The sequence below is a fragment of the Streptomyces sp. NBC_00247 genome, from assembly GCF_036188265.1.
In the GTDB taxonomy this organism is placed as follows: domain Bacteria; phylum Actinomycetota; class Actinomycetes; order Streptomycetales; family Streptomycetaceae; genus Streptomyces.
In genome coordinates this window covers 6,246,811-6,267,512 of sequence record NZ_CP108093.1, presented here as the reverse complement: position 1 = coordinate 6,267,512, position 20,702 = coordinate 6,246,811, and the positions used below count along the sequence as shown (strand labels likewise).

The window sequence follows — 20,702 nt, the reverse complement described above, 5'->3', positions numbered from 1 at the left end:
GTCTCCCGCGTGCCCCGGCGACGGTGGTCCGCGCCCCTCCCGAAAAGCGCGCGGCGCACCCCGGCGCGCACTCCCGGGCGACCTGGTCAGACGCGCGGGGGCCGCGCCTCGTACGGGGTGGACAGGACGACGGTGGTCCGGGTGGAGACGCCGGCCAGCGAGCGGATGCGGGTGAGCAGGTGTTCCAGCTCCAGCGGGGTGGCCACCCGCACCTTGAGGATGTAGTTCTCGTCCCCGGCGACGCTGTGGCAGGCCTCCAGTTCGGGCACGCCGGCGAGCCGCTCGGCGATGTCGTCGGGAGCGCTGGGGTCGAACGGTTTCACCGAGATGAACGCGGTGAGGGGCAGGCCGACGGCTTCGGGGTCGACGACCGCGGCGTAGCCCCGGATCACCCCGCGCTGCTCCAGCCTGCGGACACGCTGATGAACGGCCGAGGTGGACAGGCCCGTGGCCTTGCCCAGGTCGGTGTAGCTCATCCGCCCGTCCTTGACGAGCAACTCCACGATCTGACGGTCCAGCTCCTCCATGCGGTCAACCTATTGCCCCGGGTCCGGTCCGCAAAGTCCCGGGGCACGCCCGGCGGGCCCCGCACACGGCGGCCGGAGCGGGGGACCGCGGGGCGGACAAGCCCGTCCCGCACCGGACACACCTGGATGATTGCGCCGAAGTGGCGCATGGGCGTGCCGGGTTTCGCGGGCCGGAGAAGACTTCGCGGCCCCTTCCCGGACTCTTCGGAGAGCGGTCCGGGAAGGCCGGGCAGGGCACCTGCGAGTGGCATGTGACCAAGGCCACATGTTTACCGCCTGTTGTCTACCCGGGTAGCGGTTACAGCGGAGTCACGGCGGGAAGTGCTTGGTGTGGTCGGGGCCACCGCGCCTCACCGGCCCACTGAGGGGGGACTTCCCATGCAGAGCCTGAAGCTCACCGGTCACAGCGAACCGGAGCCCGTCGATACGGACGAGGACAGCCTGTCCGACGCGTACGACACCTTTGAGATGTACCGGGTCTTCTGCCCGGACTGCGAGCAGCCGATCGCGCTCCTCGCCGACGAGGACGTGTTCCCGGAGCACGCGCTCTGCCCCACCCCCTGGAACCCGTTCGTGCTGACCGTCTGCGCCGGTACGGGCCGTGACGCCGCCGAGGCCGAGCCCGCCGACGAGACGCTGGAGGTGCAGGAGCAGGAGACCGCGCTGCTGCTGACGCTCCCCCAGGGACTCGACTGGCGGATGCAGCCGTTCTCGCACGCCGGGGGCCCCGGCTCGCGCCCGATGCGGATGCCGCAGATGCGTCGCGCCGCCTGAGTCCGAAGACCCGTGCCCCGCGCACCGCGACGGCGCCGCCGACGTGGTGCGGGTCCCGGCGGAGGACCCGTCTCGAACATCCGCCCGCATCGCTCGTACAGTGACCCGACGGCGCCCCGGGCGTTGGTCCGGTATGACCCTCCCGGACACCACGGCGGGCTCCGGTCGTCGCCGTCTCGTCGCCCCGCCCTTCGAAGAATCGGTTCCCCGGCCCACGGCACCGCTCCGTCGAGAACCGGAACCCCGCGTCGCCACGGCAGCCCCCGGTGCGGGTATTCCGCACGCGGGGGCGGCAGGCAGGGCCTTACCGTCCGCCGCGCACCCCCCGTCGGCGACACCGCCCTCCGAATCCCCCATCTATGTCGCGCTGCTCCGCGACTGGGAGGGATCGGGGCGCACCTTGCCGGGCCGTCACGACCAGGAGTGGACCCGGATCGTGACGGCGCCGGTGTGGGTGACGCTGCCGCAGCGGATCAGTGCGATTCGGGGCCGGCGAGGTGGCGGGCGATGACCATCCGCTGGATCTGGTTGGTGCCCTCCACGATCTGGAGCACCTTGGCCTCCCGCATCAGGCGTTCGACGGGGAAGTCCCGGGTGTAGCCGTAACCGCCCAGCACCTGCACGGCGTCGATGGTGACGCGCATGGCCGCGTCCGTGCAGAACAGCTTCGCCATGGCGGCCTGGCGGGAGAAGGGCTGCCCGGCGTCGCGGAGCCGGGCGGCCTCCAGGTACAGCGCCCGGCCGGCCTCGATCTGGGTGGCCATGTCCGCGAGCAGGAAGCGCAGCCCCTGGAAGTCCGCGATCGGGCGCCCGAACTGCCGCCGGTCCGTGGCGTATCCGACGGCTTCGTCCAGCGCGGCCTGGGCGACGCCGACCGCGCAGGCCGCGATGCCCAGGCGGCCGGAGTCGAGCGCGGAGAGCGCGATGGCGAAGCCCTGCCCTTCCTCGCCGATCCGGCGGCCGTCCGGCACGCGTACGCCGTCGAAGTTGAGCTGGGCGGTGGGCGAGCCCTTCATGCCCATCTTCCGTTCGGGGGCAGCCGCGTTGAGCCCTTCGGCGTCGCCGGGGACCAGGAAGGCGGTGATGCCCCGAGGGCCGTCCGCGCCGGTGCGGGCGAGCACCGTGCAGAAGTCGGCGATGCCACCGTGGGTGATCCACGCCTTGGTGCCGGTGAGCACCCAGTCGTCGCCGTCCCGTACCGCCCTGGTGTGCAGCGAGGCCGCGTCGGAACCGGACGCGGGCTCGGAGAGGCAGTAGGCGCCCAGGAGTCCGCCGGAGAGCATCGCGGGCAGATGCGCCTTCTTCTGCTCCTCGGTGCCGTAGTTGGCGAGGGCGTGGCAGGCCAGGGAGTGCACGCTGACGCCGAGTCCCACGGTCAGCCGGGCGGCGGCCAGTTCCTCCAGGACCTGGAGGTAGACCTCGTACGACTGGTCCCCGCCGCCGAAACCGGAGTCGTAGGCCAGGCCCAGCAGGCCCGATGCGGAGAGGAGGGTGAAGAGTTCACGCGGGAAGTGGCCCGCCTCCTCCTCGTCGGCCGCCCGGGGCGCGATCTCGTTCGCGACGATGTCGCGGACCAGCGTGAGCAGTTGCCGGGATTCCTCGGTGGGCAGACGGCGTTCCACCGATTGCGGGGCTCGGTCGGGCATGACGGCGCTCTCCTCCCTGTCGGGCGTGACGGCGTACGGGCCCGGGGTGGGGAGCCGCGTCGCCGAGTGGTCCGGGCCGGGCCCGGAACAGTCGTACGTGCCCAACCGATCCTGCCCTTCCGGATCGCGGAAGGTGCCGGTCAGCGGCTGTGGCGCGTCGAGTATGCCCGATCGGGGCGCCCCCGTCACCAGGTACGCGAGCATGTGATCGGCTGCCGGGAGGCCGCTCGGGCGCCCCGCCGCGCGGGTCACATGAGTCCGGCCCGGGTGACGAAGAGAGCGAGCACGAGGACGAGGGTCCAGCCGAGGACGTGTTCGAGGACCTTCGGTCCCCTCTCCCCCGGGCCACCGGTGCGGGCGCGAGGTGCGCGGCGGGAGGGGTGGAGGCGTTCGGCGGCGGCGGTGGTCGCGGTCATGGCATCTCGCTCGGTCGTACGGCAGTGGAGGTCCCCCGACCGCACCACAGTGCCCGACGAACGACGTCCGGCGGAGGAGATCCTCGTCACCGTGCTCCGGCCCGCCGCCGCCCCCGGACGGTGGCCGGACCAGCGGGCCCAAGGGACCGGGTGCGGGACGACGGCCGAGGCGGGGGCGGGCGCTGTGCCGGACGCCACACACGGCGGGACGTACCCGGACACGCGCGAAAAACGCTCCGGGGAGCGCCGGAAGGGAGCGCCGGAGCGTCAGTCGGTGGCGGGAGTGGCGTCGCCGCCGGGGTGCGTGAGTGCGGCGGCCCCCCGGTTCAGCAGGGCGAAAGCGTGGTCCGCGTCCGCGACGGCCTCGGGGCGGACGTCCCCGGCCGATCTGCCGTCCACGATGCGCTGCCAGTTCGTCGAGGCCAGGATGCGCTGGGTGGCGACCAGTTGTCCCGCCAGCAGCCGGGGCGTGACCTCCCGGGACTCCTCGCCGAGGGTGTCGGCGAGGGCGCGGGCGAGTTCTTCCTCGGCGCGTGCGAGGTACTGGGCGGAGCGGGCCACGAGGCCGGGGGTGGAGTGGACGAGGCGGTGGAAGGCGAGGACGCCCTCGTGGTCGCTGAGCCCCGTGATGGGGTCGCCGGCTTCCAGCCCGTCCAGGAAGTGCCGGTGGAGGGCGTCGACCGGGCTCACCCCGGCCGGACGGTTCCGCACCACCTCGGCACTCTCGCCCTGGTGGTCGGCGAACCGCTGGACGACCAGGTCCTCTTTGGTGGGGAAGTACCGGAAGAGCGTCGGCTTGGAGACCTCGGCGGCGGCGGCGACGTCGGCGACGGAGACCCGGTCGAATCCGTGCTCCAGGAAGAGCGCGATCGCGACCTCTGAGATGGTCTCCCGCGTCCGCAGCTTCTTGCGTTCTCGCAACCCCATCGACCGGTCCACCCGCCAAGTCTACGGGCGCCCCCCGCCGAGGGGATCGAACGGCCTGGTCGGGGGGTCGCTGTGGAACGTGCCCCGGTGCGGCGGTCCGGAGTGGGCCGCGGCGCCGCCCGGGGGTGTCCCCACCACGACCACCTGGTCCCCCGGGCTCCACACGCGCCGCTCCGCCTTGGGCGGGTTGAGCCGGACGCCGTGGTCCGTGCCGGGGGCGGAGCGGTCGTGGCAGCGGTAGCCGATCGCGCAGTCGCCCCGGTCACGGGCGGCGGCGACGACGGTGGCGAAGGTGGCTTCGGCGCCCGGGCGGACGTACGTGGCGGCGGGGCGGAGCAGGACGTTCGCGCCGTCGCCGGAGAACAACTCGTCGAACACCGGGGCCAGGTGCCGGTTCTGGGTGATCTGGGCCATCAGCAACCCGGTCAGCTTCCCGCTGACGATGACGTCGGAGCCGTGGTTGACGGGAGCCAGCGGCCGGTTGCTGTCGTCGGTGAGTTCGGTGACGACACGCAGTTCGCGTCCGGCGCGCTCCTCCTGCAGCCGCAGCGCCAGCAGGGTGACCAGCGTCCAGTCGTCGGGGCGGTCCGGGCTCTCACCCGGATCGGGGCCTAGCACGACCAGCCCGTCGTACGGGGTGAGGTCGAGCCCGAGCAGGGCTTCGGGCCGCGACAGCGCGGCCGACCGGAAGCGTACGGACGCGGCCTCGGGCGTCCCGTTCGCGGACCCGCGCGGTGCCGGTGCGCCCCCCTCCGGCTCCCTCGGGCCGGGGACGGTGCTGTCGGTGATCACGTCGAGGACGGAGCCGGGGCGGGCCGTCTCCAACAACTGGCCGACGACGAGCGGGGCGCGGCGGTTCCAGCCGAGGACCAGCAGGCGCGTCGGGTCGTCGGGAGGGGAGCCGTCCGCGGCGATCGCGGTGGGGTCGACCAGATGCCGGCAGTCCTCCACCCGGGTGCTGTCGTCGTCCAGGGCCAGCACGATCAGGTGGCCTCCCGGCTCGACCGGGGTGCGGGCCGGCGGGTTGAGCAGCGTGCGGCCCTCCGGGGTGAGCAGGCCGACCACGCAGGAGTTCGGGTGCCCCAGCAGGGCGGTGCCGAAGGTCTCCCCGTGGAAGGCGGTGGCGTCGGCGAGGTGGAACTCGTCGCCCGCGAAGTCGAGGAGGTCACGGAGCACGAGGGAGAGCCCCGGCCTGCCGACGCACTGGGCGATCAGCCGGGCGGTGACGGTGTCGGTCTCCAGCACCGTGCCGCGCGGCCCGGCGGCGAGGCGCGCGGGGGCGCGGTACCGGTCGTCCCGCACCGCGGCGAGCACCGGCGGCCCGTCCGTGTCCTCGCCGAGCACCGCGCGCAGCGACAGCAGGACCCGCAGCACCTCGGCGTCGGCGGACGGCTCCCCCGAGGGCAGCACCAGGACGGTGCTGGCGGTGCGCGGGCTGACGAGGGCGAGCACCGCGGGGTCGCTGGCGGGTCCGCTGCGGCAGACGATCCGCGCCCGGGCGGCCGGCGGGAGGTGTGCGGCGAGCGCGCGTTCCATCTCCGCCTTGTCCCGGTCGGCGAGCACGACGACGGCCCGCGGCCGGTTCGGTACCTGGGCCGCCACCAGTTCGCTCACCACGGTGGTCGCCTGGTCGGACCAACCGAGCACGACGACGTGGCCGTGTTCCAGCACTCTGGACCGCCCCCGGCTCAGCTCCGTCATGCGGTCGGCGAGGCCGGTGGTGACGACCCCGACCAGGGTCGACACGCCGAGCAGGGCGACCAGCCCGAGCAGGGCGGACAGGGCCAGCCTGAGCGGGGCCCCCGTGGCGGTGCCCAGTCGGAGCGTCTCCGCGCTGGTCCGCCACACCGCGATCAGCCGTTCCGGCAGCGACCGGGGCGCGCCCGGGTCCGTCCACACCAGCACCGCGCTGACCGGGACCACGACGGCCAGGCAGGTGAGGACCAGCCAGCCCATCAGGGTGCCGGTGGAGCGGGCCAGCGTCCGGTCGAACCGGTAGCGCGCACGGTCCCGCAGCGGTGCCGGCGGCCTCCCCTTGACTGGTTTCACGGTCACTCCCCTCACGCCCGCTGCCGCGCCCCGCGCGGAGGTGACGGCCCCACCCGCCTCTTCCGCACCATGGCGCCTGCGATGTCGGGACACGCCGCATTCGGGGGCAAGTTCACCCTTTCGGGCGGACGCGGGTGGCTGGGGCGCCCCGGGGAACGTCGAGGGCGGGTGAATGCCGTGGCATCCACCCGCCCTCCCTGCGTCATCGTCGCGGACCCGGTCGGCTCATCCGCGGGTCCGTGACGACACCGCTCACGCGCCCGCGCGGTAGACCGAGATCTCGGTCAGGCTCGGGGTGTACTGCTCCGTGGCGATCTGGCCGGTGAGGGCCACCCGCAGCTTGGAGCTGGTGACGCTGCCGAAGCCCGTCACCGTGAGGTCGTGCCCGACACCCGCGTCACGGGTGGCGAAGGTGACCCAGCCGCCGGTGGCCGCGTCCCAGCGCTGGAGCTCGAAGGACTGGACCCGGGGGTTGGTGCCCGAGTCCGTGTACTCGTCCAGGTAGACCTGGTCGAACGTGGTGTCCGCGCCGAAGTCGACGTCGAGCGTGATCGGGTAGGACGCGTCGTCGGCCGCGGCCCAGCGGGTCGACAGGTTGCCGTCGGTCAGCTTCTCCGCGCCGAGCGAGCCGTTCGCCCCGGGGTGGGTCGAGCTGGCGGTGACGGACTTGCCGAGGGCGAGGTTCACCCTGTTGTCCGCCTCCTCCTCGATGGGGTTCGCGTCGACCGGGTGGGCCACCTTGCGGCCGCGCTTGGACTCGGCGATGCCGATGTCCGGGGCGTCGCCGTAGTAGAGGTGCGTACCGAGGAAGTCCTCGGTGCCCATGTGGGCGTTGTACCGGCCCGCGTCGATCAGCGGCGAGTCCTTGCGCAGCGCGAAGGGCGCGGCGGCCTTGCGGATCTTGTCGACGCCCGCACCGGTGACGTAGTGGGCGGGGTCACCGGTGAACTTCGGGTCGGCCCGCAGCCCGTCCGGGTCGGCCGGCTCCTGCGCGGAGTGCGTGCCGGACGCCTCGTAGTAGTCGTTGTGGGAGAACACGGCCTGGCGCAGGGCGCCGGTCCGGCGGTACCACGGGGTCGGGGTGGTCTCGGAGGTGTTGTAGAAGATGTTGTTGAGGAAGTAGACGCGGCTCAGGAACGTCTCGTCGTGGACGGTGTTCAGGTCGGCGCCGTCGTAGACGAAGGTGTTGTTGGTGAAATAGGTCGGCGCGTAGTTCGTCGACAGCATGTTCTTCACGAGCACGCCGTTGTCGTTGACGCTGAGGTTGTAACGCGCCACCGAGTTCGAGCTGTTGCCCATGTAGGCCATCCAGCCCGCGGCGTTGTCGTGCGAGTAGTTGTACTGGTAAGTGACGTTGAAGTTGGTGTACTCCAGGTCCCAGGGGGTGCCGTCGTACTCGTTGTCGGGGCCGCCGTAGACCTCGTTGTACTGCATGGTGGAGTCGGCGCCGGCCCACAGGTAGAGCCCGCAGGAGACCGCGTTGTAGCGCTCCAGGAAGCCGTTGACCTCGTTGTACTCGACTGTCATGCGCTGGGAGTCGGCGAGCTGGAAGGCGCCCTGGCCGATGCTCTTGGCGTAGTTGTGGCCGATGTAGACGTCACGGCTGTACAGGTCGCGGGTGCGCACCCACAGCTGCTCCCAGCCCTCGTGCCACTTGCCGGCCTCGTCGTACTGGCCCGAGTCGGCGCTGTCGGCGGCGAACCAGTTGAACGCGAACTGTACGGCGTGGAGTTCGACGTTCTCGAAGGTGTTGTTCTCGATCCGGACGTCGCTGAAGTGGTATCCGCCGGCCGGGTACGCCTTGTAGCTCTTGCTGCCGAAGACCTGGAAGTCGACCGCACCGTAGTGGATCTTCTGCCAGCTGCTCGGGCCGTCGAGGTTGTGGACGTAGATATCCGATATGCGGAAGTGGTCCATGACCGTGTCCGCGCCGTCCGGGAAGAGGTCGGCGTTGATCGAGACCATGATGCCGTCGCGGACGTAGGTGCCCTTGGTGATGTCCGTGGCGAAGTCGTCGTCGTTGGACAGCTCGACGTTGTCGATGTCCCAGTACTGCTGGTTCCGCAGCACGATGGCGCCGGTCAGACCGACGGTCTGCGGGTTCTTCGTGCCGTCCGCGTTGAACGGGCTGGGCACTTGGCCGTTCGTGGCGATGTAGGGGCGGCCGGCTCGCTTGTCGCCGTACGCGGAGATGGTGATCGGCTTGCCCGCGCTGCCGGAGCCCTTCGGCCACAGCTGCTCGTTCTGCCACTGCTCGCCGGCCTTGAGCAGGATGCGGTCGCCGGGCAGAAACGTCGTCGCGTTCGCCTTGGCCAGGCTGGCCCAGGCGTTCTTCGGCGAGGTGCCGGCCGCGGTGTCGTGGCCGTGCGTGGCGTCGATGTAGTAGTCCTTGCCGCCCGTGGCGTTGTGCTTGTTGCCGGGCCAGGACTTGGCGGCGGCGGAGGCTGCGGGGGCGGCGGGTCCCTTCGGTCCGGCTGCGGCGTGCGCGGCCGGGGCGAGCGACCCCACGAGCAGTGCGGCGAGCACGGAGGCGAGGCCGGTGCGAACCGTCCGTGTGGTGAGCCACGGGCGCTTCACCGGCGCCTCGTCGGCGGGCGGGCCGATGTCGGCAGGTCTCATTGCTGCACGTCCTTCGCGTTGATGGCGGCCACCGCCGAGCTGTCGACGTGCATCGAGGCGTCGTCGGCCCGGCGCTGGAGGTAGGTGGCGTACTTCTTCTCGACGAGCGACTGGCGGATCCGCTGGGAGTACTCGGTGAACGCCTTGTCCTGGTCGGTCTTCACGCTGTCGAGCTGGTAGTACGTGATCTGGCCGGTGCCCTTGACGGGCGCCGAGACCTGTCCCCGGTCGAGCTCTCCGAGCACGGAGGCGAGGTCCTGGTCGTGGGTGCTGAGCCCGGTGGTGCCACTCCCGCCGTAGGTGGCGGTGGTGAGCTTCGCGTCCGCCACCTCGGTGACGTCGGCCAGGTGCCCCGCGGCCTTCACCCGGCGCTGGAGGGCGGCGGCGAAGCCGGCGGGGGCGCCGTCCGGCACCTGGACCACGAGTTGCGTGTACGCGTACGTGGTCGCGTTGGCGCTCCAGGAGTCCGGGTCCGCGTCGAACGCCTTGCGGACCTCCGCGTCGGTGACGTGGAGCGGGCTCGCGGCGTCCTTGCTGAGCAGGTCCTTGAGGCTGGTGGCGAGTTCGGTCAGCCGGTGGGTGTAGTACTCCTCGGGGGAGAAGTCCGTGACCCCGTAGACCGTCCGGCCGGCCTGGACGGCCTGGGCGCGGGCCTCGTTCTCCTCGGTGCGCTCTGCGGTGAGGTCCGCGAAGTCCACGGAGTCGACGAGCCCTTGGCCCTGTGCGAGGACGAGGGTCGCCCTGTCCTCGCGGATCTCGTCCAGGGCGCTCGCCTCCAGGCGCTGGAGCGCGCTCTTGGCTCCCGTCTTCGCGTTCCAGCTGAACGGGGATGCCAGATGGTAGGTGGTGGTCAGCTCGTTCTGCACGGTGGGGGCGAGCCGCCCCATGTGGAAGAGCAGTTCCTCGCGGGTGACCGGGCGCCCGTCCAGGGTGGCGACGTCGTCTCCCCGGTGGCCGCCGGACATCGTCACCGTCGCGACGACCACCGCGACGACGGCGAGTACGGCACCGGTCACCGCGGCGAGGGTCCGCCGCGACGGACGCCGGGAGGCCGCCGCCGTGCGGGTCGCCGCACCGGTGCCGCGTACGGCGGCCGGCTTGCGGGAGCCGGGCCTGCCGGAACCGGGCTTGCGGGTCCCCGCCGGTGGGCGCGGCACCCGTGTGCGGGACGCCGCGCCCTTCACGAACCCGCCCCGATCGCCGCCACCCGGGCGACGACGGGGGTGTCCCGGGTAGCGGTGATCTCGAAGACGACCGTGTCGGCCTCGGCGGCCGGGAAGGTGAGGATGCGCTGGTAGCCCACCGCGTTCGTCTCGGCGAGCGTGGTCCACTCGCCGGCCAGCGAGCCCCGGACGACGACGTGCTCGACGCGCTGGCCCTCGGTGATGTCCTCGCCCAGCACGACCGCCTCGATCCTGCGGGGCCCGTCGAACGTGAGGGTCACGGCGGGGCGGGCGTCGGTGCCGTCGGGGCGCCAGGCGGTGTCCGCCGCGCCGGGCCAGGCGGTGGCCACGTCTCCCGGGGTGCCGGAGGTGACCGTCGCGGTCGCCTCGACCCTGCGGGAGCGGAACTCCTCGATGCGCCGGCCGAGACCGCCGAGCGCCGCCACGTCGGCGTCCCGCAGACGGCCGTCGGCGGCCGGGGGGACGTTGAGCAGGAAGCAGGAGTTGCCGCCGACCGCACGCTGGTAGATGGCGAACAGCTCGTCCACCGGGCGGACTTGGCTGTCCTCCGCGGTGTGGTGGAACCAGCCGGGGCGGATCGAGGTGTTGACCTCGGCCGGGTACCAGACCAGATCCGACTCGTGGCCGGCGAGCGCGGCCCGGCTGCCCAGGTCGCGGTCGTCGCTGCGGACCAGGCGGGAGAAGACGCCGTCGTCCGCCTGCTGCGAGACGGACGCGGTCCGCTCGGCGTCCTGGAGGGCGCGCGGCACCACGCTCCACTCGTCGGGGCGGGTCTCGCCGGCCTCATTGCCGCACCAGCGGACGTCGGGGCCGCACACGTTGATCACCGCGTCGGGCTGGAGCTCGCGCACCACCGCGTAGTAGCGCTCCCAGTCGTAGGTCTGGCGCTTGCCGTTGGGTCCCTCGCCGTTCGCGCCGTCGAGCCACACGGAGAACACCGGCCCGTAGCGGGTGAGCAGTTCGGTGAGCTGGGCGACGTAGAAGTCGTCGTACGCGCCGCCGGAGCCGTAGGACGCCTCGGTGCGGTCCCACGGGGAGAGGTAGACACCGAACTTCAGGCCGTGCCGGCGGGCGGCGTCGGCGACCTCGGCGACCACGTCACCCGAGCCGCCGCGCCACGGCGAGGAGGCGACCGAGTAGTCCGTCGCGTCGCTCGGCCACATGCAGAAGCCGTCGTGGTGCTTGCAGGTGAGGATGACGCCGGTCATCCCCGCGCTCTTGAGCGAGGCCACCCACTGGTCGGCGTCGAGGTCGGACGGGTCGAAGAGGGCCGGAGCGTCGTGCCCCTCGCCCCACTCCCGGTCCGTCATCGTGTTCATCCCGAAGTGGATGAAGCCGTAGAACTCCATCTCCTGCCAGGCGAGTTGCCGCGCGCTGGGCCTGATCTCGGAGAGCGCCCGTGCGGGCGTGGCCGCGGCTGTCACTGGTACCTCCGGTTGTACGAGGCGAGCAGGGCCATCAGCCCGGCGAGCGCGAGAAGCATGATGCCGAGGTGTCCCCAGCCGATCGTCCTGCGCTCCACCACGACGAGCGCCACGCAGGCCGCCGCGACGAGCGTGCGCACGCCGACGAGCAGGGCCGTCCGCGTCGAGTCCTTCATGTCCGTTTTCCTTCCGCTGGGGCTGTGGGTCGTGGGGCGTGGGCTGTGGTGCCGAGCCCGTCAGCCCTTGACGCCGCCGGATGCCATGCCCTCGATGAGCCGCTTCTGGATGAAGGCGTAGACGATCAGGACCGGGACGATGACGATGACCATGCCTGCGTACAGGCGTCCGTAGTCCGCCGCCGCCTTCTGCGCCGTGAACAGGTTGAGCAGGCCGACCTGGACGGTCTTTCCCTCGCCGGGAAGCAGGGTCAGCGAGATGATGAAGTCGTTCCAGTAGGCGAGGAAGTTGAACAGGATCACGGTGGTGATCGCGGGCCGGGCCATCGGCAGCATGATCCGGGTCATGATCCGGAACCGGGACGCCCCGTCGATCGACGCGGCCTCCTCGTAGGCGACGGGGATGGACCGGAAATACGCGGTGAGCAGGTAGATCGTGAACGGGATCGACGTGGCCGCGTAGACGAGGGAGAGGACCGAGGGGTTGTCGAGGAAGAACCCGCCGGGGAAGACGTCGACGAGCGCCTTGTCCCAGTCGACCAGCATCAGGAAGATCGGCACGACGATGTAGTTGACGTTGACGAAGAGCCCGCCGAGCAGGAGGAGTTCGACGAAGCCCTTGCCCTTGAACTCGTACCGGGCGATGACGTACGCCGCCGGCACGGAGACCGCGAGGACGAGGACCAGGCCGAGCACGGTGACGAACACCGAGGTCGCGAAGTACTGGCCCATGTGCGCGTCGGTGAACGCGTCGACGTAGTTCTGCAGGCGCAGCCCCTCGGGCAGCGTCCAGGGGCTGCCGAAGAACTCGCTCTTCTCCTTGAGCGAGGCGAGCAGGACCCAGGCGACCGGCACCGCGATGGCGAGCGCGAGGGCGATGACGAGTACGTACGTGAGTACGCGGCCGATCCGCGAGCGGGTGGCGGGAGGGCGGGGGGTGTTGATCACGGTCATGGTGTCCGTCCTCAGAACTGAAGGGGTTCGCGCTTGGTCGCCCGGCTCATCAGGAGCGACACGAGGAAGGAGAACGCGAAGATGACGACACCGATGGCCATGCCGTAGCCGTACGAGGAGTTCGTGTACGCCTGCTTGTACATGTAGCTCAGCAGGACCTCGGAGGAGCTGTCGGGACCGCCGCCGGTCATCGCGCGGACCAGCACGAAGCTGAGGTTGACCGCGCTCATGATGAAGAAGGTCAGCGAGGTCCGCAGGTTCTGCCAGATGAGCGGCATCGTGAGGGAGAAGAACTGCCGGGAGGCGGAGGCGCCGTCGAGCCCGCTGGCCTCGTACAGCTCCTCGGGGATGCTCGACATGCTCGACATGTAGAGGACCATGTAGTAGCCCAGGGACTGCCAGACCATCGCGATGCCGACGGAGTAGAGCACGACCTTCTGATCGCCGAGCCAGACCTGCTGCCAGCTGTCGAGGGAGACCAGGCGCAGCATGCTGTTGAGCAGACCGTTGTTCTGGTCGTAGATGGCGGAGAAGACCGCCGCGATCACGACCACGGAGAGCACGTTCGGGATGTAGAGGACGAACCGGAGGAAGTTGCGGCTCCGCAGCTTCTGCCGCGTCATGATCGCGGCGAGGAAGAGGCCCATCCCCATCGTCACCACGGTGACCACGACCAGCAGTGTCACCGTGTTCTGGAACGCCCGCACGAACTGGTCGTCGTCGACGAGGTGACGGAAGTTGTCCAGCCCCACGAACTTCATGTCGGGGGAGAAGCCGCTCCAGGTGTAGAGCGACATCCGGAACACGTTCACGGTCGGGTAGACCATGAACACCGCGAAAAGCACCAGCGCCGGAAGCAGGCAGGCGAGCACGAAGCGGGTGTGACCGGACCGGCGCGCCGGGGACGCCTTGCCGCGCCGGGAGTCACCGGCGGACTTCCGTGCTTTCGATACGGGATCCGCTGAGTCTTGGGGTGGGGTGGAGAGGGTCGTCACCGTGCCGGTCCTTCGGTCGTACGAGGCGGTCCTGGGGGGCCGAGAGGGTCTCTCGGGTGGTGGAGGCGCCGGCGGCGACCCGGGGAGGGCCGGGTCGCCGCCGGGCACGTCAGTTGCCCGCCTGGCGCAGCTTCTCGCTGGCCTCGTTCAGCGCGGACTGCCACTTCGCTTCGGTGGTGTCGCCGCTGATGATGCTGTTGGCGGTGTCGAAGAGCGTGGCCTTGATGTCGACGCCCTCGACCGGCGAGGTGCTCGCGAAGCCACCGACGAGCGCGGAGACCGACGGGTCCTCGTAGAGCTTGTAGAACGAGGCGCTCTCACCGGTCAGGCTGTCGGCGATGCCCTGGATCGGCTGGATCGCGTTCGACTTGGCGAAGATCTTCGCGGCCTCGTCGGAGTAGAGGTAGGCGACGAAGTCCTTCGCGGCGTCCTTGTGCTGGGCGGCGCTGGGGACCCAGACCGATTCGACCGAGGTCGTCAGGTAGCGCTTGGCGCCCGCGGTGACGGCCGGCAGCGGGGTCAGGCCCCAGGTGAAGCCGTCGGCGCGCGGGGCGTCGGCCATCTCACCGGTGATCCAGGTGCCGTTCGGCATGAACAGCGCCTTGTTGTCCAGGATCGACTGCTGGTTCTTGGTGAAGTCCTGCTCGTTGGCGTAGCCGACGGTGGTCGGCGCGGCGTAACCGAGCAGCTTGGTGGTGATGTCGAGCGCCTTCTTGGCGTTCGCCGACTTCCAGACGTCCTTCTTGTACGTCATGACGTCGGTGTAGAACTGCTCCCCGCCGACGTCGGCGAGCAGCGCGAAGAAGTACGAGTCGAGGTAACCGGCGGTCGGGTAGGTGAAGAGGGGTATGCCCGCCTTCTTCGCCTTGTCGCCGAGCGCGAACATCTCGTCCCAGGTGGCCGGGGTCTTCCAGCCGTTCTTCTCGAACAGGCCCTGGTTGTAGAACAGCCCGGTCGGCGCGTAGTACATCGGCATCAGGTACGTCTTGTCCGTGCCGTACGGGTTGGTGTTCAGGTTGCCGACGATGCCCTCGGTGAGCTTGTCGCCGACCGTCTTGTCCTCGCCGGGGACCTTCGTCTTGAGGACCGGGGTGAGGTCCTCCACGGCCTTGTCCTTGACCAAGGTCTCGGTGAGGGCGGCCTTGCGGCCCTGCCCGAGCACCACGACGTCCGGGTACTTGCCGGCCTTCATGTTCGGGGTGATCTCGTCCTCGATGCTCTTCGAGATCTGGAGCTGGACGTCCACGTCCGGGTGGGTCGCCTCGTAGGCCTTGATGACCTGGGCGTACATGTCCCGGCCGTAGCCGCCTTCGAGGGCGGCGACCTTGAGGGTCGTCTTGCCGGAGTCCGCGCTGTCCCCGCCTCCCGAACATCCGGTGGCGAGCAGCCCGAGCACCGTCACAGCGGTGCCCGCGAAGGCGAGCGACTTCCTCATTTGGGGGGTCCTTCCCGTGGACAACTGCCCACCTGACTGCGAGTGGCAGAGCGGGCGCGGCGGGCCCCCGTCGAGGGTCCGGTCACCGCGCGCCGCGCCACCGCAGTGCCGGATTTGGATCTTCGTTGATCCGGCGTTGTTACGGTGGCACCGATAACATGGTGCGTACGATGGCATCGATCACATGACGGCGCAAGGGGTCAGATGAGGTCGATTCGCCGAACCGGGCGCACCGGAACCGATCCGCACGTCACGGCGGACCGGGGCGCGGCCCGGGGCGGGGGCACTCACGGAGCGCGATCGGACGCCAGTACTCCATGCGCACAAGGGAGTTCCGGCGTCACGGCCGGAACGCGCGGAGGCGTTCACACACGCCGCGGACCGCCACGGAGCGGTCCATAACTTTTTCGCAAGGACTCTGTCGAATCCCGCACGGATCCGGCACCGAACCGCCGCGAACCGCGCGCGAGCGGGACGAAAGGGCGCGCCCGGGCCGGGAGTCGGACGGGGCGAACCCGGGTGATCGTCACGAGTGGGCCAACTCGGGTGTCACGTGACAACAGGGTCGGACCGGCCCACACGGGCGACCGTGACGGCAGGTGACGACCCGGCGGGACGGGGCGGGAACCCAGCCCCGGTCGGGCGGCGCGCGGAACCCCGGCCCCAGCCCGGCGGGCGGCGCGCGGAACCCCGGCCCCACCTCCCGGCGCGGCGCGCGGAACCCCGGCCACAGCCCGGCGGGGCGGCGCCGCCCCGCCTCCGGCACGTGAGGAGCCCCGCCCTCAGCCCCTGCGGGGCGGTGCGGTGGAGCCGCGCACCGACAGGGAGGCGGTGACGACCGACTCCTCGACGGCGGCCTCCCCCCGGAGCAGCAGCGTGACCGCCGCCGCGCCGTAGCCGTAGAAGTCCTGCCGGACGGTCGTCAGGGGCGGCGCGCAGTAGGCCGCCAGCGCGATGTCGTCGACGCTCACGATGGAGACGTCGTCGGGCACCGACCGGCCGCGCTCGCGCAGGGCCCTGATCACCCCGAACGCCATCTCGTCGCTCGCGACGAAGACCGCGGTGATCTCCGGGATCATCGCGACGATCTGCCCCTGCCGGTACCCGGAGTCGGGCGACCAGTCCCCCTCCAGAGGGGTCGGTGCCTCGATCCCGGCGGCGTCCAGGCACTCCTGCCAGCCTTGGCGCCGTTGGCGCGCCTCGATCCACTCGTCCGGCCCGGCGATGTGCCAGATCTGTCGATGGCCCAGGTCGAGCAGGTGCTGCGTGGCCAGGCGCCCCGCCTCGGCCTGGTCGATCCCGAGCACCCGGGCCCCCTGCGTCCGCGACCCGTCGAGGGTGACGGTCGGGATCTCGCGGGTGAGGTCCTCTATCTTCTGCGTCACCGAGATGAGCGGCACGGCGATCACCAGACCGTCGACACCCTGGTCGGCGAGCTTGGCGAGGGACCGCTCCATCAGGCCGGCGTCGAGCCCGGCGATGGTCGCGATGCTGACCGCGTACCCGGCCGCGCCCGCCGCCGACTCGACACCGGCGGTCACCGCCGAGCGCGAGTAGTACCCGCCGGACTCCAGGAGGACGAGCCCGATGGTGTGGCTGCGTCCGGAAGACAGCGCCCTGGCGGCGCTGTTGAACCGGTAGCCGGCCTGCTCCACGGCCGCGAGCACGCGCCGGTTGGTGTCGGGGGTGACGTTCGGCGAACCGCGCAGCGCCCGTGACACCGTCTGCGCCGAAACACCGGCGATGCGGGCCACGTCGGCCATGCTCGGCTGCCTCGGCCTCGCGATGTCCTCGTTCAAGTCGCTCCATCCTCCGGGATCGGCTGCTGGACTCTACCAAGCTTGTTATACATGTCATCGATAACATACGCTCGCGCCGTGACTGAGCCGCCCACGACACACATCCCCCCGGCACGCCCCACGGACGCTGCGACGGCGGGCCCCGCCACCGCAGCACTGTCCTGGCGCGATGGCCGCATGTACCGCAACGGCCTTCCGCATCGGATTCTGTCGGGAGCGCTGCACTACTTCCGGGTGCATCCCGACCTCTGGCGGGACCGCATCCGCCGGATCGCCGATCTCGGGCTCAACACCGTCGACACGTACGTGGCATGGAACTTCCACCAGCCCCGTGAGGACCGGCCGGCGGACTTCGACGGCTGGCGCGACCTCGAACGGTTCATCCGCATGGTGGGAGAGGAGGGCCTCGACGTCATCGTCAGGCCCGGCCCCTACATCTGCGCGGAATGGTCCAACGGCGGTCTGCCGGCCTGGATCACCGGACGCGACCTCGCCCCGCGCAGCTCCGACCCGGCGTTCACCTCCGCCCTCGGCACCTGGTTCGACGAGCTGATCCCCCGCATCGCGGCCCTCCAGACGACCCGCGGCGGACCGGTCGTCGCGGTGCAGGTGGAGAACGAGTTCGGCAGCTACGGCGACGACCACGCCTACATGCGCTGGAGCCGCGACGCCCTGACCGAACGGGGTATCGAGGAGCTGCTGTTCACGGCGGACGGCCCCACCGAACTGATGCTGGACGGCGGCTCCCTGCCGGGCACGCTGATGGCCGCCACTCTGGGTTCCAAGCCCGAGGCCGCCCGGAGACTCCTCGCCGGCAGGCGCCCCGAAGAGCCCTTCCTGGTGGCCGAGTTCTGGAGCGGCTGGTTCGACCACTGGGGCAAGAAGCACCACGTACGCGGAGTGGAGAGCGCCGTGCACACCCTGCGCGGCATCGTCGCGGACGGTGGCGGCGTGAGCATCTACATGGCGCACGGCGGCACCAACTTCGGCCTGTGGGCGGGTGCCAACGAGACGGACGGCCGGCTGGAACCCGTGGTGACCAGCTACGACTCCGACGCGCCGATCGCCGAGGACGGCTCGCTCACGCCCAAGTTCTTCGCCATGCGCGAGGTGTTCGGCGCCGAGGGCCCCCTCCGGTCGCCCGAGCGGATGCCGGTGCTGCCGCCCGCCCGCGTACCGCTCGCACGCCATGCCGGCCTCCTCGCCGGGCTGCGCGCCGTGCCGCCCGCGAACACCCGCACCGCTCCGCGCCCCGCCACGTTCGAACAGCTCGGCCTGGACGCGGGCATGGTCCTGTACACCGCGCACCCGCGCATCCCGGCGGGCACGCACCAGCTGACCCTGAGCGACGTACGCGACCGGGCCCTCGTCTTCGCCGACGGCACCTTCCTCGGCATCGCCGACGCCGACTCCCGGGAACTTCCGCTGGAGGGAACGGGCGAGGTGGTGACACTGGAGATCCTGGTCGAGAACCTCGGCCGGATCAACTACGGACCGACCGTCGGCGGACACAAGGGCCTGCTCGGCCCCGTCCTGGTCGACCGGCGCACGGTGCAGGGCTGGGAGAGCTCACCGGTCGCGCTCCAGGAGTGGTCCGACGCGGAACTGTCCCAGGCGCTCGCCGCGGACACGGAGCCGCCCGGGGTGCACGCCGCGGGGCCGTCGGGTTCGCTCGCCGCCGAGGCCACCGGATTCGCCGTCGCCGAGCTCCACGTCGACACTCCGGCGGGCACCTTCCTGGCACTGCCGGGGTCACGCCGCGGCTTCGTCTGGGTCAACGGGTTCCTGCTCGGCCGCTACCGGGAGACCGGGCCCCAGGTCACCCTCTACTGCCCGGCGCCGCTGCTGCGGTCCGGCTCCAACACCATCACGGTTCTCGAACTGGAGAAGCTCGGCGAGGAAGTCGACTTCCGGGAGCGTCCCGAACTCGGTCCGCCGGAGGAGTACATCGAAGAGTTCGACTGACCGGGCCCCACGGTTCCGGTGGGGGTGTCCGGCCGATCGTGCGCCGGACACCCTCGGGGGTACGACGGGCGAGCGCCGAGCCCGTGCGGACAGCGGCCGGTCCGCCCGCCGGCCCGTGCCGTCAGGCGCGTACGGGCCTACCTCCGCGCCTGGATCAGCGCGTGCGTGCCGCTCGTCCGCCACGCGGCCCCGGACCGTTCGAGTGTGTCGAGCACTCCCGGCTCCAGACCGACGACGACGTCGGACTTCAGGGTCCGGAGCGCCGCGACGGCCCCCGGGAAGTGGGCGGTGAGCCCGGCGAACGAGTCGGTCGCGCCCCACCGCCGGTCGCCCACCAGGCGACGGTAGTTGAGGTCCCCCTTCAAGATGGTGAGGGCGGCCCCCTCGAACTCCTTCCGCAGGTCGTCGGGCATCTCCTCGTACGGGAGGGGCGCGCAGAAGAACGGGTGGGTGCGGACCTCCACCGCTCCGGCGGCCATCGCCGTCCAGAGCCGCTCCCCGGTCCGGCCCGCCTCGCCGGGTGCCTCGACGAGGCGGCGGAGGCAGTCGACCACGTCGGCGGTCATCGCGTCGGAGACGAAGTACGGGGACGGCTTGACGTACAGCACGACCCGCTCGGCATGCCCGTGTCCGAGGAGGTGGTCGACGAGGACGAGATCGGGAATCAGCTCACGTCCGGCGTTGTCGGCCACCACCGCGACCGTGGCCGGGCTCCCGGCGGGCAGGAGCTGCCAGAGCGTGGCGCTGTCGTCGGCGACCAGTGCCGGGACGGCGACGCCGCTCTTCGCCGGCCCTCCCGCCGAGATCCGGAAGCCGAGGTCCGCGCGGTTGCCCCAGAGCGAGGCGTGCAGGAGCGCCGCGCCCCGCCGGCCGGCCGGAGCGCCGGCGAGCGCGTCCAGCGCCCGCAGCTCCCCTTCCACCGCCTCGCCCCGCAGCTCGGCCCGCTTGAACGGCGCGAAGGGATCGACTCCACGCCACGGGCCCGTACCGAAGTACCCGACGGCGCCGAGGAGCCTGCGGTAGAAGTAGTTCTCCGCCCACAGGAACGGGGCCTCGTACCAGGAGCCCCCGATGTACTCCTGTCCCCAGGCAGCCCACTGCTCGTGGTCGTCGTCGGCGGGGGTGAGCGGCCCGACGACGTCGTCGGCGATCTCGGCCAGCAGCGTGTCGAGGGCCTCGTGCTGGCGGCGGCCGTACGGGAAGGCGTCCCCTACCTGCCGGACGAGGGCGGGGTGGCGCCCGGCCAGCACACCCCGGGCGAACGAGCCGGGCTCGTCGCTCCGGACGACCGGAGCACGGACCGGGCCGGTGCCGCGAGCGGGCTCTTCGCCCCTCGCACGGTGGATCTTCTCTGTCATGCTCCCTCAGCCCTTCGCGTGTCGCTCACGCGACCATGATCCCAACAGGATCCTCGCGTCCGCTGCGGCCTGCCGGGTGACTCCGGGGCGGGCGAGGACGTCCGGGCGCCGACCCGCACCCTGGCCGAGACCACCGGACGCCCTCCTGGTGGATCGGCGCGCGGCGTCGGTCGCGGTGCATCGCGAGGCGGAGGGGCGTGCGCACACCGCATGGAGCGGGATGTTCCGACAACGCGGCGAAGTGCCGCGGCTGTCGTCGCGCACCCGCCGGGAGTTGCCGGACAGTCCTGAGCCCCGGTGGACGTGCTACGTTTTCGGACCAGACCAATTGGCCTGCCGCGCAAGGGAGTTCGGGAGTTCGGAGCGGGACCAGCGCTCTCGTTCCCGTGGAATGTCCGGTGCCGTCGGTGCGCGGGGCCCGGCCGCGTCATGGCCGAGCCGATGACCGGGGAGA

General features: G+C 71.3%; 16 protein-coding genes. 2 read left to right on the top strand and 14 right to left on the bottom strand.

Features of this window, described 5'->3' with window-relative positions; genetic code table 11:
* Window positions 1-86: 86 nt before the first annotated feature.
* Window positions 87-527, bottom strand: coding sequence for an Lrp/AsnC family transcriptional regulator (locus OHT52_RS27300; RefSeq protein ID WP_018490165.1), 441 nt, complete (start codon window positions 525-527; stop codon window positions 87-89).
* Window positions 528-905: 378 nt separating this feature from the next.
* Here OHT52_RS27300 and OHT52_RS27295 point away from each other — a divergent pair, with 378 nt between their 5' ends.
* Window positions 906-1,301, top strand: a complete 396-nt coding sequence (locus OHT52_RS27295) for a hypothetical protein (protein WP_328722830.1) — start codon at window positions 906-908, stop codon at window positions 1,299-1,301.
* Between the two features lie 473 nt (window positions 1,302-1,774).
* Here the strand turns inward: OHT52_RS27295 and OHT52_RS27290 are convergent, their stop codons facing one another.
* The 12 genes from OHT52_RS27290 to OHT52_RS27235 form a co-directional block, all read right to left on the bottom strand.
* Window positions 1,775-2,947, bottom strand: coding sequence for an acyl-CoA dehydrogenase family protein (locus OHT52_RS27290; protein ID WP_328722829.1), 1,173 nt, complete (start codon window positions 2,945-2,947; stop codon window positions 1,775-1,777).
* A 248-nt stretch (window positions 2,948-3,195) separates the two neighbouring features.
* A complete protein-coding gene (locus OHT52_RS27285; RefSeq protein WP_328722827.1) occupies window positions 3,196-3,363 on the bottom strand; it encodes an SCO1431 family membrane protein in 168 nt (55 codons plus the stop codon).
* 267 nt (window positions 3,364-3,630) lie between these two features.
* Window positions 3,631-4,302 carry a TetR/AcrR family transcriptional regulator gene (locus tag OHT52_RS27280; RefSeq protein ID WP_328722826.1) on the bottom strand — a complete coding sequence of 224 codons (672 nt, stop codon included), beginning with the start codon at window positions 4,300-4,302 and terminating at the stop codon, window positions 3,631-3,633.
* A gap of 9 nt (window positions 4,303-4,311) precedes the next feature.
* Window positions 4,312-6,339, bottom strand: coding sequence for a CASTOR/POLLUX-related putative ion channel (locus tag OHT52_RS27275; RefSeq protein WP_328722825.1), 2,028 nt, complete (start codon window positions 6,337-6,339; stop codon window positions 4,312-4,314).
* A 252-nt stretch (window positions 6,340-6,591) separates the two neighbouring features.
* Window positions 6,592-8,958 carry a discoidin domain-containing protein gene (locus OHT52_RS27270; RefSeq protein WP_328722824.1) on the bottom strand — a complete coding sequence of 789 codons (2,367 nt, stop codon included), beginning with the start codon at window positions 8,956-8,958 and terminating at the stop codon, window positions 6,592-6,594.
* Window positions 8,955-9,974, bottom strand: a complete 1,020-nt coding sequence (locus OHT52_RS27265) for a peptidylprolyl isomerase (RefSeq protein WP_328722823.1) — start codon at window positions 9,972-9,974, stop codon at window positions 8,955-8,957. The genes OHT52_RS27270 and OHT52_RS27265 overlap by 4 nt, the downstream gene beginning before the upstream one ends.
* Before the next feature lie 164 nt (window positions 9,975-10,138).
* Window positions 10,139-11,566 carry an alpha-L-fucosidase gene (locus OHT52_RS27260; RefSeq protein WP_328722822.1) on the bottom strand — a complete coding sequence of 476 codons (1,428 nt, stop codon included), beginning with the start codon at window positions 11,564-11,566 and terminating at the stop codon, window positions 10,139-10,141.
* On the bottom strand, window positions 11,563-11,742 hold the full coding sequence (locus tag OHT52_RS27255; RefSeq protein WP_328722821.1) for a DUF6903 family protein: 180 nt from the start codon (window positions 11,740-11,742) through the stop codon (window positions 11,563-11,565). The genes OHT52_RS27260 and OHT52_RS27255 overlap by 4 nt, the downstream gene beginning before the upstream one ends.
* Window positions 11,743-11,802: 60 nt before the next feature.
* Window positions 11,803-12,696, bottom strand: a complete 894-nt coding sequence (locus tag OHT52_RS27250; RefSeq protein WP_328722820.1) for a carbohydrate ABC transporter permease — start codon at window positions 12,694-12,696, stop codon at window positions 11,803-11,805.
* An 11-nt stretch (window positions 12,697-12,707) separates the two neighbouring features.
* Complete coding sequence (locus OHT52_RS27245) at window positions 12,708-13,568, bottom strand: carbohydrate ABC transporter permease (protein ID WP_328722819.1); 861 nt, start codon at window positions 13,566-13,568, stop codon at window positions 12,708-12,710.
* A 232-nt stretch (window positions 13,569-13,800) separates the two neighbouring features.
* Window positions 13,801-15,126 (bottom strand): carbohydrate ABC transporter substrate-binding protein, encoded by a 1,326-nt coding sequence (locus OHT52_RS27240; protein ID WP_328722818.1) that lies wholly within the window; start codon window positions 15,124-15,126, stop codon window positions 13,801-13,803.
* 782 nt (window positions 15,127-15,908) lie between these two features.
* Window positions 15,909-16,925, bottom strand: coding sequence for a LacI family DNA-binding transcriptional regulator (locus OHT52_RS27235; protein WP_328722817.1), 1,017 nt, complete (start codon window positions 16,923-16,925; stop codon window positions 15,909-15,911).
* A 177-nt stretch (window positions 16,926-17,102) separates the two neighbouring features.
* On the opposite strand from OHT52_RS27235, the gene OHT52_RS27230 reads away from it, so the two are divergent.
* On the top strand, window positions 17,103-18,890 hold the full coding sequence (locus OHT52_RS27230; RefSeq protein ID WP_328723917.1) for a glycoside hydrolase family 35 protein: 1,788 nt from the start codon (window positions 17,103-17,105) through the stop codon (window positions 18,888-18,890).
* A gap of 137 nt (window positions 18,891-19,027) precedes the next feature.
* Here the strand turns inward: OHT52_RS27230 and OHT52_RS27225 are convergent, their stop codons facing one another.
* Window positions 19,028-20,248 (bottom strand): damage-control phosphatase ARMT1 family protein, encoded by a 1,221-nt coding sequence (locus OHT52_RS27225; RefSeq protein ID WP_328722816.1) that lies wholly within the window; start codon window positions 20,246-20,248, stop codon window positions 19,028-19,030.
* Window positions 20,249-20,702 lie beyond the last annotated feature (454 nt).

Coding starts and splice junctions, on each gene's coding strand:
- OHT52_RS27255 (WP_328722821.1), bottom strand. CDS start 11,742: ATGAAGGACTCGACGCGGACGGCCCTGCTCGTCGGCGTGCGCACGCTC.
- OHT52_RS27285 (WP_328722827.1), bottom strand. CDS start 3,363: ATGACCGCGACCACCGCCGCCGCCGAACGCCTCCACCCCTCCCGCCGC.
- OHT52_RS27270 (WP_328722824.1), bottom strand. CDS start 8,958: ATGAGACCTGCCGACATCGGCCCGCCCGCCGACGAGGCGCCGGTGAAG.
- OHT52_RS27230 (WP_328723917.1), top strand. CDS start 17,103: ATGTACCGCAACGGCCTTCCGCATCGGATTCTGTCGGGAGCGCTGCAC.
- OHT52_RS27300 (WP_018490165.1), bottom strand. CDS start 527: ATGGAGGAGCTGGACCGTCAGATCGTGGAGTTGCTCGTCAAGGACGGG.
- OHT52_RS27250 (WP_328722820.1), bottom strand. CDS start 12,696: ATGACCGTGATCAACACCCCCCGCCCTCCCGCCACCCGCTCGCGGATC.
- OHT52_RS27290 (WP_328722829.1), bottom strand. CDS start 2,947: ATGCCCGACCGAGCCCCGCAATCGGTGGAACGCCGTCTGCCCACCGAG.
- OHT52_RS27295 (WP_328722830.1), top strand. CDS start 906: ATGCAGAGCCTGAAGCTCACCGGTCACAGCGAACCGGAGCCCGTCGAT.
- OHT52_RS27225 (WP_328722816.1), bottom strand. CDS start 20,248: ATGACAGAGAAGATCCACCGTGCGAGGGGCGAAGAGCCCGCTCGCGGC.
- OHT52_RS27240 (WP_328722818.1), bottom strand. CDS start 15,126: ATGAGGAAGTCGCTCGCCTTCGCGGGCACCGCTGTGACGGTGCTCGGG.